Origin of the sequence: uncultured Victivallis sp., assembly GCF_944391105.1 — a bacterium.
In the GTDB taxonomy this organism is placed as follows: domain Bacteria; phylum Verrucomicrobiota; class Lentisphaeria; order Victivallales; family Victivallaceae; genus Victivallis.
This window is the reverse complement of sequence record NZ_CALXSK010000040.1, coordinates 1-14622: the sequence shown is the minus strand read 5'-3', so window position 1 is coordinate 14622 and position 14622 is coordinate 1. Positions and strand designations below refer to the sequence as shown.

The 14622-nt window shown below is 58.8% G+C and carries 13 protein-coding genes; 12 read left to right on the top strand and 1 reads right to left on the bottom strand.

Going from position 1 to position 14622, the window contains the following annotated elements:
- The first annotated feature begins 32 nt into the window (after positions 1-32).
- The 9 genes from fabD (at position 33) to Q0K10_RS11795 (ending at position 9241) form a co-directional block, all read left to right on the top strand.
- Positions 33-947 (top strand): ACP S-malonyltransferase, encoded by a 915-nt coding sequence (fabD, locus tag Q0K10_RS11835; protein ID WP_294507289.1) that lies wholly within the window; start codon positions 33-35, stop codon positions 945-947.
- A gap of 46 nt (positions 948-993) precedes the next feature.
- Positions 994-1746, top strand: a complete 753-nt coding sequence (fabG, locus tag Q0K10_RS11830; RefSeq protein ID WP_294507287.1) for a 3-oxoacyl-[acyl-carrier-protein] reductase — start codon at positions 994-996, stop codon at positions 1744-1746.
- Between the two features lie 180 nt (positions 1747-1926).
- Entirely contained in the window at positions 1927-2166 is a 240-nt protein-coding gene (locus tag Q0K10_RS11825) for an acyl carrier protein (RefSeq protein WP_294481146.1), read from the top strand.
- Between the two features lie 174 nt (positions 2167-2340).
- Entirely contained in the window at positions 2341-3597 is a 1257-nt protein-coding gene (gene fabF, locus Q0K10_RS11820) for a beta-ketoacyl-ACP synthase II (RefSeq protein WP_294507285.1), read from the top strand.
- 224 nt (positions 3598-3821) lie between these two features.
- Positions 3822-4439, top strand: coding sequence for a LysM peptidoglycan-binding domain-containing protein (locus tag Q0K10_RS11815; protein ID WP_294507283.1), 618 nt, complete (start codon positions 3822-3824; stop codon positions 4437-4439).
- Positions 4440-4549: 110 nt separating this feature from the next.
- The gene (locus Q0K10_RS11810; protein ID WP_294507281.1) at positions 4550-5515 is read left to right on the top strand and encodes a PhoH family protein; all 966 of its coding nucleotides are present in this window, start codon (positions 4550-4552) and stop codon (positions 5513-5515) included.
- Entirely contained in the window at positions 5515-7905 is a 2391-nt protein-coding gene (locus Q0K10_RS11805; protein WP_294507279.1) for an HDIG domain-containing metalloprotein, read from the top strand. The genes Q0K10_RS11810 and Q0K10_RS11805 overlap by 1 nt, the downstream gene beginning before the upstream one ends.
- A gap of 1 nt (position 7906) precedes the next feature.
- Positions 7907-8329 (top strand): rRNA maturation RNase YbeY, encoded by a 423-nt coding sequence (ybeY, locus tag Q0K10_RS11800; RefSeq protein ID WP_294507276.1) that lies wholly within the window; start codon positions 7907-7909, stop codon positions 8327-8329.
- An 18-nt stretch (positions 8330-8347) separates the two neighbouring features.
- A complete protein-coding gene (locus Q0K10_RS11795) occupies positions 8348-9241 on the top strand; it encodes a helix-turn-helix transcriptional regulator (RefSeq protein WP_294507274.1) in 894 nt (297 codons plus the stop codon).
- 85 nt (positions 9242-9326) lie between these two features.
- On the opposite strand, the gene Q0K10_RS11790 is transcribed toward Q0K10_RS11795, so the two are convergent.
- Complete coding sequence (locus Q0K10_RS11790) at positions 9327-10322, bottom strand: uroporphyrinogen decarboxylase family protein (RefSeq protein WP_294507272.1); 996 nt, start codon at positions 10320-10322, stop codon at positions 9327-9329.
- A 111-nt stretch (positions 10323-10433) separates the two neighbouring features.
- Here Q0K10_RS11790 and Q0K10_RS11785 point away from each other — a divergent pair, with 111 nt between their 5' ends.
- The 3 genes from Q0K10_RS11785 (at position 10434) to Q0K10_RS11775 (ending at position 14492) form a co-directional block, all read left to right on the top strand.
- Positions 10434-11381 carry a helix-turn-helix transcriptional regulator gene (locus tag Q0K10_RS11785; RefSeq protein ID WP_294507270.1) on the top strand — a complete coding sequence of 316 codons (948 nt, stop codon included), beginning with the start codon at positions 10434-10436 and terminating at the stop codon, positions 11379-11381.
- 201 nt (positions 11382-11582) lie between these two features.
- Entirely contained in the window at positions 11583-12272 is a 690-nt protein-coding gene (locus Q0K10_RS11780) for a prepilin-type N-terminal cleavage/methylation domain-containing protein (protein ID WP_294507268.1), read from the top strand.
- A gap of 18 nt (positions 12273-12290) precedes the next feature.
- Positions 12291-14492, top strand: a complete 2202-nt coding sequence (locus tag Q0K10_RS11775) for a beta-galactosidase (protein WP_294507265.1) — start codon at positions 12291-12293, stop codon at positions 14490-14492.
- Positions 14493-14622 lie beyond the last annotated feature (130 nt).

Sequence of the window (14622 nt, the reverse complement as noted above, 5' to 3'; positions counted from 1 at the left end):
ATGAACAAGGCAAACAGGAAGAAGGAACATCAATGAAGCCGTTTTTCGTATTTTCGGGGCAGGGGGCGCAGGCCATCGGCATGGGTCGGGATCTGGTGGAGGCGTTTCCGGCGGCGAAAGCCCGTTTTGACGAGGCGGACGCTGTGCTCGGTTACGACCAGAGTTCGATCGTGTTTGAAGGCCCGGCAGAGAAACTGACCGAGAGCCGCTACTGCCAGCCGGCGATCTACACGATGAGCTGTGCGGCGCTGGACGCGTTCCGGAGTCGTTTCCCGGAGGTGAAGCCGGTCGCCTGTGCGGGGTTGAGCCTCGGTGAGTACGGAGCGCTGTATGCCGGCGGGGCGTTTGATTTCGCCTCGGGGCTGCGGCTGCTCGCGCAGCGGGCGGAACTTATGGACCGCGCCTGTCGTTCGACCTCCGGCGGGATGGCGTCGGTGCTTTCGGGGGATCCTGACGTGATCCGCGAAGTGTGTGCGGCGTGCGGCATCGACGTTGCGAACTACAACAGTCCCGGCCAGATCGTGATCTCCGGCGAGAAGGAGAAACTCGCGAAGGCGGTCGAGGAGCTTAAGAACCGCGGCATGCGCAAGGTCGTGGTGCTGAATGTGGCCGGAGCCTTTCATTCACGGCTCATGGCTCCGGCGGGCGAAGCGCTCAAGCCGGTGCTGGAGGCGTCGGCGATGACGCTTCCGACAACGCCGGTCTATCACAATTTCACTGCGGCCGTGGCCGGGAGCGTGGAGGAGCTCAAGGCGAATCTCGCCTCCCAGGTGGCCGGTTCCGTGCGCTGGGAGGAGTGCGTGCGCGCGATGGTCGCGGCGGGCGGGGATACGATGATCGAATTCGGTCCCGGCAATGTGTTGACCGGGCTGCTGCGCCGGACGCTGCCGGAGGTGCCGTATTTCAATGTGAACAGCGCTGCGTCGCTTGAGTCGCTCGCGTTTTAGTTGCAGGGAATAGTCCATATAAATCCAGAAGGGAAAGGGATTGAAAATGAGTTGTGAAAAGCGTTTGGAGGGCAAGGTCGCCCTGGTTACCGGCGGAGCGCGCGGCATCGGCAAGGCGATTTCGGCACGTCTGGCGGCGGAAGGCGCGCGTCTGGCGATCGTGGATATCATGCTCGACGTGGCGCAGGCGACGGCGGACGAATTCAAGGCGCAGGGCGTGGATGCGCGTGCCTATGCTGCGAACGTCGCGAAGTTTGAGGATGCGGAAAACACGGTTGCGGCCGTGGTGAAGGATTTCGGCCGCCTCGACATTCTGGTCAACAACGCGGGTATCACGAAGGATACGCTGATGCTGAAGATGACCGAGGAGATGTGGGACGCGGTCATCGCGGTAAATCTGAAAGGCACGTTCAACTTCACGAAGGCGGCGGTTCGTCCGATGATGAAGCAGCGTGCGGGCAAGATCGTGAACATCGCTTCCGTGGTCGGCCGGATGGGGAACATCGGGCAGGCGAACTATGCCGCATCGAAGGCGGGTGTGATCGCGCTGGCGAAGACGACCGCCAAGGAGTTTGCGACCCGGAACATCCAGGCGAACGCGGTTGCGCCGGGCTTTATCGAGACCGCGATGACCGAGAAGCTGCCGCAGGAGGCGCGCGATGCGTTTCTGACGGTGATCCCCGCGAAGCGCGGCGGTCGTCCGGAGGATGTGGCGAACGTGGTCTACTTCCTCTGCTCGCCGGATTCGGATTATGTGACCGGTCAGGTCATCAATGTCGACGGCGGAATGCTGATGTGATTTTTTGAGCTCCGCCGCCCCGCACCGGGCGGCGCGGCATAAAAAATCTGAAATATTTCGAGAAAACGGTTTGACTTTTGCCGTGCGTTGAGGCATATTAAAATCATGGTATGCTGAAATAATAAAAGAAATGAACGGCATTGGCTTTCAGAAAATAACCAAAGAAAAAGGGGATTGAAAATGTCTTCTGTTGCTGACAAAGTGAAGAAAATCGTCGTCGAACAGCTCGGTGTTTCCGAGGATCAGGTGACGCCGGAGGCGAAGTTCATCGAGGATCTCGGCGCCGATTCTCTCGACCAGGTCGAGCTCGTGATGGCTCTCGAAGAGGAATTCGGCTCGGAGATTCCGGACGAGGATGCCGAGAAGCTGACCAGCGTCGGCGATGCGATCAAGTACGTCGAGAGCAAGAGCCAGGAGTAATCCTCTTTGCCCGCACGGTTCCTGCGCTGGAAAGGCCTGGCTGTGCGCATGACAACGGTGCAAAGCACCGGAGGAACGGGCCACTTTTCGTAATCAATACGCAAGGTGGTCCTGTTTTCTGTTAAGAACATCCGGCGGCAGGTTCCGCGGTAGAGAAGGAGTGACAAGGACGATATGAACGACAGACGTGTTGTGGTGACCGGGTACGGCGTGATTTCCTGCGTCGGCAACAACGTTCCGGATTTCTGGGACGCTCTGATCAGCGGCCGTTGCGGGATTGGGGAAATTACCCGGTTCGACGCTTCGGAATACCGGACACGGATCGCGGGAGAGGTGAAGGGGTTTGACTTCAGCGGCTATATGAGCCCGAAGGACGCGAAACGGCTCGATCTCTTCTGCCAGTATGCGATCGCCGCCGCGGATGAGGCGATGGCAACCGCCGGTCTGCCGCAGGATTTACGCGGCGGCGAAGTGGTTGATCCGAATCGCGTCGGTGTGATCGTTTCGAGCGGAATCGGCGGTCTTTACACGATGAGCGAGCAGGACCGGGTTCTGCTGGAGCGCGGGCCGGGGCGGATTTCGCCGTTTCTGATTCCGATGATGATCGGGGATCTCGCCTCGGGGAACATTTCGATCCGGTACGGGGCGGGCGGTCCGAATCTCGGGCTTGTGACGGCATGTGCGACCGGAACGCATTCGATCGGGGAGTCGTACTGGACGATCAAGCGCGATGATGCGGATATCATGATCTGCGGCGGCGCCGAGGCGACGATCGTTCCGCTCGGTGTGGCCGGGTTCTGTGCCCTGAAGGCGTTGAGTACGCGCAACGACGATCCGCAGCATTCGAGCCGGCCGTTTGATCTCAACCGGGACGGTTTCGTGATGAGCGAAGGCGCGGGTGTGATGATTCTCGAAGAGTACGAGCATGCGAAGAAGCGCGGCGCAAAGATTCTGGCCGAACTGGTCGGGTACGGTGCGACCGGGGATGCGCATCATGTGACCGCTCCGCATCCGGAGGGCGACGGCATGGCGCGGGCGCTGAAGATGGCGCTGCGTCACGCGAAACTCAATCCGGAGGATATTGATTACATCAACGCGCACGGTACAAGCACTCAGTTGAACGACAAGTTCGAGACGATGGCGATCAAGTCGGTGCTGAAGGATTATGCCGGGAAGGTCGCGGTCAGCAGTACGAAGGGTGCGACCGGGCACGCGCTCGGCGCGGCCGGCGGACTTGAGTCGATCGTCTGCGTGAAGGCGATCGAAACGGGGATCATTCCTCCGACGATCAACTACGAGACGCCGGATCCGGCCTGCGATCTGGATATCACGCCGAATCAGTCGAAGGAGCGCGAAGTGAAAGTCGCCGTGAACCAGAACCTCGGGTTCGGCGGGCACAACGGAGTGTTGATTTTCCGCAAATTCGAATAACCGGAATCCGGTTGACATGGCCGTTCCGCCGGTTTCGGCGGGGCGGCTTTTGTGCTTTTTTGCAGGAAAGCTGTTCCGGCAGGTTGTTTTTGTGGAAAAACGGGATATATTTAAGCGGCGGAGGTTTGCCGGATGGCGTTTTTATCCGGGGGTTCCGCGGATTGTGAAGAGGCGGTTGCCGGATCATAGTGTTTGGGAATCATTTGTTTGGTACGGGAGGCGAAATGATGAAGGCTCTTTCTATCGGTATGGGTGGTGCGGTTCTTCTCGCTCTGGCGGCCGGCTGTCAGCCGCAGCTGGCGGAGACCGGGATGGGGGACGCCGAACTTCAGTGGTACTCTTATGTCAGCGGAAGTTATCCTTCGTTCCGGCCGCCGCGCACGGCGGCACAGGCGATGCAGGACAAGTATACGACACTTCCGAACGGCGAGCAGCAGCCCGGCGGAGAAGCGGGGGAACTGGTGGCGGCCGAGGATGAAATTGTTCTCGACAAAGATGTAACCGAGGTGCAGACCCTGCCTGAGGCCGCGGCGGAAGATCCGGTCGAAACGGAGGAGGACGGTATCGTGCTCGAACCGGAGGACGGGGAGCTGCCGGCGGCCGTCAGCGGGAAATCCGCTCCGGATGAGAAGGTGTCTGCGGCGGAGCCTGCGAAGGACGCTCCGGTGGAGCAGAAGTATACGCTGTATGTGGTCCGGCCGGGCGATACGCTTTCGGGCATTGCGAAGAAGTTTTACAAGAACGGACAGCTGTTCGGGCGGATTTACGAGGCGAACAAGGATGTGATCCCGAATCCGAACAAGCTGCCGCTCGGAGCGAAGATCCGGATTCCGCAGCCGTAACCGGAAGGGGGCGAGGATTCGTCGGACGCGGCTCGGGAGAGGATATCCCCGGCCGCGTTTTGCGATTTTTCTCCCGGATCTTTTTCGTGATCGATGCAGGGTGAGTGGAATTGGAGAGCAGATACTATTTCGACAAGGGACTTTCGTGGCACACCGCCTGTGCGGGTGACGAGGTTCGAGGACTCCGAATGCTGGAAAAACAGTTCGGCGTTCGGCTGGTCGCGCGCGAGAACTGGGTGCAGATCGAAGGGGATGAGGAGGCGGTCGGCCGCATGGAGTCGTTTCTGGCGGAGCTTGCCGGCTTTTATCAGCTTCGCGGGAAGCAGCTCGATGCGCGGGATTTCGAATTTCTGTGCCGTTCGTTCCGGGATCGCCGCGAGGGAGACATCCGTGAACTCCTGAAGGAGAGGATCGATGTGAGCCCGAAAAAGCGCGAGGTCATGCCCCGTTCCCGCCGTCAGCTCGAGTATGTGCGCGCGATCCGCAGCCGAGACGTGGTGTTCGGGATCGGGCCGGCCGGAACCGGCAAGACCTATCTGGCGATGGCGCTGGCGGTTTCCGAGTTTCTGAAAGGGAATGTGACCCGGATCGTGTTGACCCGGCCCGCCCGCGAGTCGGGGGAAAACCTCGGATTTCTGCCCGGCAGCCTCGAGGAGAAGATCATGCCGTATCTGCGTCCGCTTTACGATGCGTTGTACGACATGATGAGTTTTGACGAGGTATCCGGGTTGATTGAACGCGGCGTGATCGAGGTTGCGCCGCTGGCGTTCATGCGCGGCCGGACGTTGAACAATGCGTTCATCATCCTCGATGAAGCGCAGAATACGACCGTTGATCAGATGCTGATGTTTCTGACCCGGATGGGGGTCGGTTCGCGTTGCGTGATCACGGGGGATCCGTCGCAGTCGGATCTGACCGGACGCGAACGTTCGGGGCTGCGCCATGCGATTGACACGCTTCAGCGTGTGCCGGAGATCGGCTTCGTCTTTTTCGATACGGGAGATGTGGTGCGGCATGCGCTGCTGGAGAAGATTATTCTCGCCTACAATGCGGGGGAACCGGAGGGTAGTCGCTGATGTTCCGGTCTCTGCATGATTTCTGGCTTCGGATTTCCGCCCGGCGGCGGCTTCAACGGCGCGGGCTGGTTGCTCCGCGGCGGCATTACGATATCGACAAACTTGCGGATGCGCTGGAAGGTTCGCCCGCGCCGGGAATTTTCATGCTGGTGATGATCTGGGCGATCTCTGCGGTTCTGCTGACGATTTCGGCCCGGCAGCACAGCGAGGGGGTGCTCAATCTTGTGGAGGGGCAGCAGGCTCCGCGTACGATCATCGCCACGCAGGATTTCTCCTATCAGGATGCGGAGGGGACCAATCAGGAAGCGGAACTGGCGATGGCGAACGTTCCGTTCTACTTCCGGATTGATGCGAAGGCCAACAATGCGATTCGTCGCGATTTCACGACTTTTTTCGAGGCGATCAGCAAACGCCTCACGGATGAAAATGCGGGAAGAAAGTATGTTGCCGGCAACCGTCCGGCCGAATCTCTGGTCGTTTCAATGGATCCGGCGCTGGCGGCCGCGTTCGGAGAATTTCTGCGTACGCCGGGGAAGAAGAATGATTTTGATATGCTGCTCGGGCGGATCCTCGGGCGCGGGATCCTGAATCGAAAAACGCGCGATTCGCTCCGTGTCAGCCAGACTTTGCGGGTCATCGACCAGGAGCAGCGGCGCTGGCCTCCGAAAAATGTGGCGGATCAGGATGGACCGCAGGAAGTGGCCGAGCGTCTTGCCGCGAATGTTCTGGACTCCTACACCGGCGGGAATCGGGAGACGATCACCCGGGAACTTGAAAAACTGTTTTTGACGCTGCTCGGGCCGGATGGAAACCTCATCTCCGATGAGAAGCTCAATCAGGAGGAGCGCCGCCGCGCCGCCGATTCGATCAAGCCGGTGATGGTTGCGGTGTCGAAAGGGGATCTGCTTGTACGGCGCGGCGAGGAGGTGACGCCGGAAATCAGTGAAAAGCTCAAGGCGTTTGAACGGGCCGACCGCAGCCAGAGAAAGATCGATCAGGAGGTCGCGGCGTTGATCCACAACACGGTCTGGAGTCTGATTCTGGTGATTTTTGCGGCGTTCTATCTCTACCATCTGCATCCGGAAGTGGTGCGGGTGAACAAACGCAGTATGCTGCTCGGATTTATCGTAATTTTGTCGCTGCTGGCGAATTTTGCGGGTTTTAACTTCTTCCACCATCTGGCGAGTCAGTCCAAGGAGCTGTCGAACGGGCTGGCCGTGGAAGCGATTCCTGTGGCGCTCGGTTCGGTGCTTCTCGCGGTGACGATGGGGTATCGGGTGGCGTTGTGCGCGGGATTTTTCATCTCGTCGATCGCGGCGATGATGCTGCTGCCGGAGCGTTCGTTCGATCTGGCGATCAAGGGGATGGTGATCTGTTCGCTGACGGCGCTGGCGGTGCGTTCCGCGACGAACTACCGCGCTTATTTCATCCGGATATTGATGTCGGTGTTTCCGCTGATCTGGATTTTGAATTTGAATCTTTTGAATTTTCACGCGCAGAATTTTCTGTTGCTGCTGGGGCAGTCGGCGGTGATTGCGTTGGCGAATGCCGCGGCGACGGCGATTCTGTCTCTGGTGCTGATTTTCATTTTCGAGATCTTCTTCAATGTCAGTACGAATATGGCGCTGATGGTATTGTGCGACTACAACCATCCGCTGCTCGAACGGATGAAACGGGAGGCCCCCGGGACGTTTTTCCACAGTTTGATGGTTGCGACGCTTGTGGAGGATGCCGCGCGGGCGATCGGGGCGAATCCGCTCAAGGCGAAGGCTGGAGCGCTCTTTCACGATATCGGGAAGCTGGCCATGCCGCAGTATTTTACCGAGAACAATCTCGACAGCGCGAACCAGCATCTTGATCTGAATCCGCAGATGAGCAGCATCATCATCCGCGATCATGTGAAGGAGGGGCTGGCGCTGGCCCGGCAGTACCGGATGTGCCGTACGGTGCGCGATGCAATCCGCCAGCATCACGGCAATGATCTGGTGAAGTTTTTCTACAATAAGGCGCTTGAGGAGCAGAAGCGGAGTCCGAACAGCGCGCCGGTGCTTGAGTCGCAGTTCCGTTACGACGGGATTCCGCCGCAGGATAAGGAGATGGCGATCATCAGCCTCGCGGATGCGTGCGAAGCGGCATGCCGTTCGCTCGACAAGCCTTCCGCATCGAAAATCGAAGCGGTGGTCGATCAGATTTTCCGCGGTCGCTTTGAAGGGCGGCAGCTGATCAATGCGAACATCACGCTCGCCGAACTCGAAAAGGTACGGCAGAGCTTCATCAACACGCTCGTGAGCATGAAGCACGGGCGCATCGCCTATCATCAGGAGCCCAGATGTGATCACAATGAGTTACGCGTGGCAAACACGCCGCCTGCCGCGTCCGCGGAGAAGTGAATTGAAACAACTCGCCGCGCGTGCGGCGGTGCTGGCCGGGCTGCCGGATACGGACTGGGAGCTCGACGTCCGGTTTGTCGGCGATCGTGCGATGACTGCGGCAAATGAGGAGTTTGTCGGGCATACCGGGACGACCGACGTCATTACGTTCAGTTATTTTGACGATCCGGAGTCGCTGTTTCCCGGGGAGGCGGCTGTCGAGCTCATCATCTGCGTGGACGCCGCGTTGCGGGAGGGGGCGGCCCGGGAGGATTCGAACTACGCCCGCGAACTGGTTCTCTATCTTGTGCACGGATTGCTGCACAGTGCGGGGGAAGACGATCTCTCGCCCGGTCCGCGCCGCCGCATGCGCCGTCGCGAACGCGAAGTTCTGGAGGCGCTTGAAAAGGAGTTTGATTTTCAGGCGGTCTTCCCGGAAGCGTGACTGCCGCGGAGAGGTGGCATGGGAATTCTTCGCAAGACCAGACTCAACAGGATTCCGGAGGGATACCGGGATGTTCTGGCATGTCCTGAGTCATGGGATGCGGTGAGTCACTGGCTCTGTCCGCAACGGTTTCTGCTTCCGCTCTGGCCGGAGTTTATTTTGAACAACCGCTGGGGAGAGGGGGATTTTGTCGAGCATACGAACAGTATTCTCTGCAACTTTGAGTTTCCGCTTCAGGGGAATCTGCGATTGTTTCAGCGGAACAGTACGATCCTGCTGGAGCCGGGGATGGTTGGAATTCTGCATCGAGGAGAGGACTCCCGTCTTGAGACGGGGCCGGCAGGCTATTGCCGGAAATTTTCGATCGGTTTGCGTGGCGGAGCTTTGAACGCCGTTCTCGCCGGAGCCGGTTTGACGGAAAAACAGACCGTGCCGGTTCCTGCACTGCCGCGCATCATCGCTCTGCTGGAGCGGATGGCGCGGGAACTGCGTTCTCAGGATCCGGATTGCTGCGCCTCCCTGTGCGGTGGCGCGATGGAGCTGCTCGGATATCTCGCCCTGGCCGAGCCGGAGCCCCCCGATGAGCGGATGGCGCTGGCATTGAATCTGTTTGCGATCAATGTGCCGAACCGGGTTTCGATCGGAGAAATCGCCTCCCGGCTGCACATCAGCACAATGACGCTTGACCGGATGTTCCGGAGTCACCTCGGGAAAACCCCCGGTGCCTACTTCCGGGAGCTCAAAATGGAGACGGCGAAAGAGCTGCTTCGACAGAAAAATCTGAATATTCAGCGGGTGGCCGACCGGGTCGGCTACGCCGATCCGCTGGCCTTTTCGCGCGAATTCCGGAAATATGCCGGAGTTTCCCCTTCGGCTTTCCGGAAACGGTTTGCCGATGGTGTGCCGGAATGAGCCATGGCGGATTTGAATTCCTCCTTCGGATTCCGGTCGGGCGTGGGCTTCTCCGGGAGCGTTTCAGCGTGGCGGAGCGGCGGCTTCACCCGTTCAGCCGCCCGGCATATTCCCGATACAGTGCCAGGTACAGCCGGTAATCCCGCAGCGACACCTCCGGCGGCGTCTGATGGTCGCAGCCGGGAATGAATCCGCCCCGGCGGGCAACCGGCATCAGACGTTCAAACTCCCGCCGAATCGCCTCCTCGCCCCTGTGCATGACCGTCTTGTCGAATGCGCCGAGAAAGAGCATATCCGGATAGCGTTCGCGCAGGCTCCGGACATCGACTCCGGCCATCCGTTCCAGCGGAAGGATTCCGTCGAATCCGGCATCCCGGAACCAGCCGAGGCATTCGGAGACGTCTCCATCGGAATCAACAAACACCTTTACCCCATGTTCGTGAAGCACTGGTATGAGCTGACGGTAGCAGGGAACGAGAAATTCATCGAACAGCTCCCGGGAGAGCATGGGCCCGTGATTGTAACTCAGATCTTCCGCGAAAGTCATGAATTCCGGCCGATACCGGCGAAAGAGTCTTTCCAGCAGCCGCAGCGAAAAATCAACCTGATCTTGATTCATCCGGTGAAGCAGTTCCGGCCGATCATAAAATGCATACAGATGCGGTTCGATCCCGAGAAGCGTCCGGGGAAACCAGAAAAATCCTTCCAGCGTGAACCAGAACGCGGCTTCTCCGGTCTCATGCTTCTGCGTGTATCGGTCGAAGAGGTCGAATTGGATCTTGTCTGTGTCGTGAATGCTCCCGGCCCTGCGGAGCGCTTCGTAGTCCGCCGGATCCTGAACGATTCCGGCCCCGTGCGCCGACGGAGTCGGAAGCGGCCCGGTAAAAGGAGAAAACCATTGCTGAACGAGCAGATCAAGACCAAAATACTCCTGAAGCTCGATATTGGACAATCCGCGGGGAAGCCCTTCGCCCTCCCAGCGTTTCACGGTTTGATCCCACCAGACCGCCCACTCGATGACCGGAAGCCGGTCCGGAGACTCGAAGTTCAAAATCCGTTGAATCCGTTCCCGGGTTTTCATGATTCTTCTCCTGTTATGAATGCTTCGTTTGACAATGTGAATTAATATAGTTATATTATTCCGGTAAAACAAGGATGATATTATCCTTGTTATGGGAGGATATTCTGGTTTATGGTACAAATCGTCACCAAGGCGAATCTTCCGGCCATGGAGCGGCTCGGTTTGGCGGCTGAATACTATCCCGATTACCGGAACGAGCGGATTCAGATGCACGGCATCGATGTGATGCTGTTCAGCGTCGTACTCTCCGGTCGTGGAATTCACTATCAGCAGCAGGAACGCTGGCGGGAGGAGGGGTGTTCCGTCACCGTTACGCGGTGTGGAGAAACCCATTCCATCGTCTCTCTTCCGGGGGAGAAAATGCGCATCGTCAACATCTATCTGGACAATCGCCGTTTTCTTATGCCCGAACTGCCGGAGGAGCTTGCGGAAGCGGTTACCGCGTTTCTGCCTCCGGCCGCCATCCGTCCGGGGCGGAGAAATCCGCTTGTACGGATCACGTTTCCCGAATCCGGAGTCATCGAATTTCTCGCAACCGGCCTGGTGCGGGAACTCAATGAGTCCCGGCCCGGCATGGATCAGGCGGCTCTGGATTATTTCCGTTTGTTTCTGGTGGAGTGCGGCCGCCGGGCCATTCAGGGCGGCTTGACGCTGGGGGCATATTCCTGCGCCGGAGACCGGCGTGTCGATCAACTCTGCCGGTTTTTGAATGCCACATACCCCCGGCGGCATACTCTTGAGGAACTCGCAGCCATGAGTCGTTGGCAGAAAAACTATCTGTGTCGCCGGTTCCGGGAGTATACGGGGATGACCATTTTTGCCTATCTGCACGATTTGCGGATCCGGAACGCTGTCCGGCTGCTCTCCCACTCCGGGAAAACGATCGCGGAGATCGCCGAATGCTGCGGATTCTCCGACGTGAACTATTTCAACCGGATTTTCCGCCGCCTTACCGGGAGCTCGCCCGCACAGTACCGGAGCAGACGAACGCCGCCGCCGCTTTCCGCCCGTCCGGACAACCAATCTCCCGGAAAGCCGGGGGGACGTTGGACAAAGTGAAATTTGTTTCCCCCGGCTCTTGACCGCAGAGGAAAATCGGGACGGCTTGTCTTTGTCATGTTGAAATGATCCATGTTTTTGTTTGAATATGCCATTTAAATTCGATTTTTCGAGTTGTTTTCCTGTTCATCATCGTTCATAATTAATGCAGAACCGGAAACTGGGAACACCGATTGTTCAAACAGCGTGGAAAGGAATGACATGAAAAAGAATTTTACCTTGATCGAGCTCCTTGTCGTAATCGCGATCATCGCGATATTGGCCTCGATGCTGCTGCCGGCGCTGAATCAGGCGCGGGAGAGTGCGCGGGCGAAGAAGTGTGTCGGCAATTTGAAGCAGCTCGGGCTGGCGGCGTCGATGTACAGCGCGGACAATGCCGATTTCATAGTTCCGGCGTTTCTCGGGAGCGATCAGGGGCCGAACGCGGGAAACAACTGGACCGGATTGATTCAGCCTTACGTGAGCGGTTTTGAGAAGACCACGACGAACACCTGGTTCAAAAAGCAGGAGGATTTCCGGCTGGCCTGCTGCCCGAGTGTGCCGAACCGGTTCGGCTACGGCCACAACTACTGCCTCGGTTACGGGAAGTCCAGCTGCAAGCTGACGCGCTCGAAGAAGCCGTCGAGTGTCACTCTGCTGGCTGATAACATCTGCCCGGAGAAGGGGGACACATCGTTTGAATCATGGAATGCGTACATTGCGCATCCATGGGAGGTCTCGGTCGGGCAGAATACACATACGAGGGTCAATTTTGTCCACGGGGAGCGTGCCAATGCTGTATTTCTGGACGGTCATGTCAGTACATTTTCGGTTTCCGGCGATTTCTATCGTGTGGATTTCGGTGGTGGAGATGGCTACGACAGCTATGAAAAATACTGGTGCTTCCAATAAGGTCGGAGGGGGAGCGGAATGCGGAATTTGAAATGGATTTTGCCGGCGGCGCTGCTGTGTGCGGGGCTTGGACTCGGGGCGGTCGAGCCGGTTGCGATTCGGGACGGGGTCTACGTGAAGATCCGAAACGGGCACTTCACCTACGGCGGGGAACGCCTCAAGCTCTGGGGAGTCAACTTCTGTTCGTCCGTAAAACGCGGCGGCGAGGATCTGAAGCGGGATTTCGACCGGATTGCCTTCATGAATTTCAACGGGATCCGAACGAATCTCTCCGGGCCGATGTTCCGGCCACGAAATCCCGAGACTTCCGATACGATCCAGGCACCGGTCAAAGGGGACGATTCTCAGCTGGACCGGCTCGACTGTTCGATTGCGCTGGGACGGGAACGCGGCATCTTCTTCTGGCTGGAATTTCACCAGTACAATCATTTCCAGCCCCGCGACTACGACCTCGTCAAAATCGAGGACGGAGTGAGCCGGCAGGAGTGGGAGGCTCTGGCCCGCGAGTGCATTCTTCCGGTTCTGGTTTATCTGAGCCCGCGTGCCGAGGAGGTGTTCAAACGCTATGCGTTCAATCTGCTCAACCATGTCAATCCCTACACCGGCAGACGGTATGCGGAGGAGGAGGCGATCGCCTGCTGGCAGATCTTCAATGAGAATTCGGCCGCCTCGCAGATTCTGACCCGTCCGGACACGGGCGTGTTCGGGCGTTACCGGCAGAGGCGCTGGAATGAGTTTCTGCGTCGCCGCTACCGCAGCGATGCGGCGCTGAAGCGGGCCTGGGGCGCGCTCTCCGCCGGCGAATCGCTCGAAAAGGGAACCGTGAAATTCGGGCCGCTGCCGGAGGGGAAGGAGATCGTCGACGCGGGATATCAGTACAGTTACGTGAGCGGCCGGGAGGATGCGGACGCGGTTACCGCGCTGCGGCGGCGGGATATGATGCGTTTCTGCTACGAACTCTATGCCGGGTTCAACCGGCGGTTCACGGATTACATCCGTACTCTTGCGCCGGAAGGGGTTGGGATCAACGTCGTTCCGATCACCTCGACCTGCCGTTACGGCAATGATCTGATGATGTATGCGGCGGCCGATCTGGTTTCGGACTTCACGGCGCTCGGAAGTTATTCGTTCGCGGCGCGCCCGTGGGAGGTTCCGCGCGATGATCCGTTTTATCCGTGGGTGGTCCGGGTCAATGCGCCGCCGCTCATCGAGAATCCGATCGACTGTTTCCGCACGGCGGGGAAGCCTTATCTGATCTATGAGGTGAACGATTACCGGCCGAATCCGTACCGGGTCGAATTTCCGATGCGCGTGGCGATCAATTCGATTCTGCGCGACGGCGACGGGGTGTTCTGGTTCAACTGGGATGACAGCGGATATCTGCCGGATATGCACTCGGACGAGGATTATGCGCAGCGTGCGATGCCGATGGCGAATCCCGCTTATCCGAACGCGTCGCTCATCATGTGCAACGACGAAGTGCTTCTCGCGGCGATCAAGGGAGCCGGAGAGCTGTTCCGGTCGACGAAAGCCGCGCCGTTTGCCCGGCCGGTCCGGGTGAAACTCGGCGGAGATGTGCTGCTCGATATGAATAACCGGAATCTGCCGGAACGACTTTTCACGCCGCTCTGGCGGCACGCCTGGAACGGTGGAGTCGAACTCACCTACGATCTGGAGGGGAAGAGTTCGGTGATGCCGGTTCCGGCTCAGTGGAAGCCGCCGCTCGACTGGCGCAACGGCATTTCGGCGGACTGGCGCAACCGGCGCGGTTTTTACCGGGTCGATCGTCCGGAGGCGAAGGGGTGGGCTGGTTTTCTGCCGGAGGAGATCCGGTTCGACGGTGTGCGTTTTTCGGGATTCAACCGGGAGTATGCGTTTCTGTCGCTGACGGCGCTGGATGGGAAACCGCTCGCGGAGTCGCGGGAGATTACGCTGGCGCTCGCATGCGACAGCGGGAACACCGGATTCCGGGTCGACTGGGAGAAGTTCCGCAAACCGTGGTCGGACGGACTGGCCGAGGCGATCGTGGATTCCGGTCACGCGCCGGTGATCATCAAACGGGTCGGCGCGACGATCGATGCGCCCGCACTGCGGGGAAGGGTGCTTGAAAAGTATGACTTCACCCGGAAGTGCTATGAAACGCAGACGCTTGCCGGCCCGTTCACGATCTCGCCGGAGGAGCCCTTCTTCTTCGGGCGCATCGTTCCCGGAGGCAAGTGAAGCGGCCAGACGCCGCGGATTCCCGGCGCTCTCTTTGTCGGAATGTCGGCGGAAAAACAGTTGCTATGGTAAAAAGGAATGATGCAGCGATTATGAAATGAGAGAGGCTGATTCTCAAAGATGTGATACT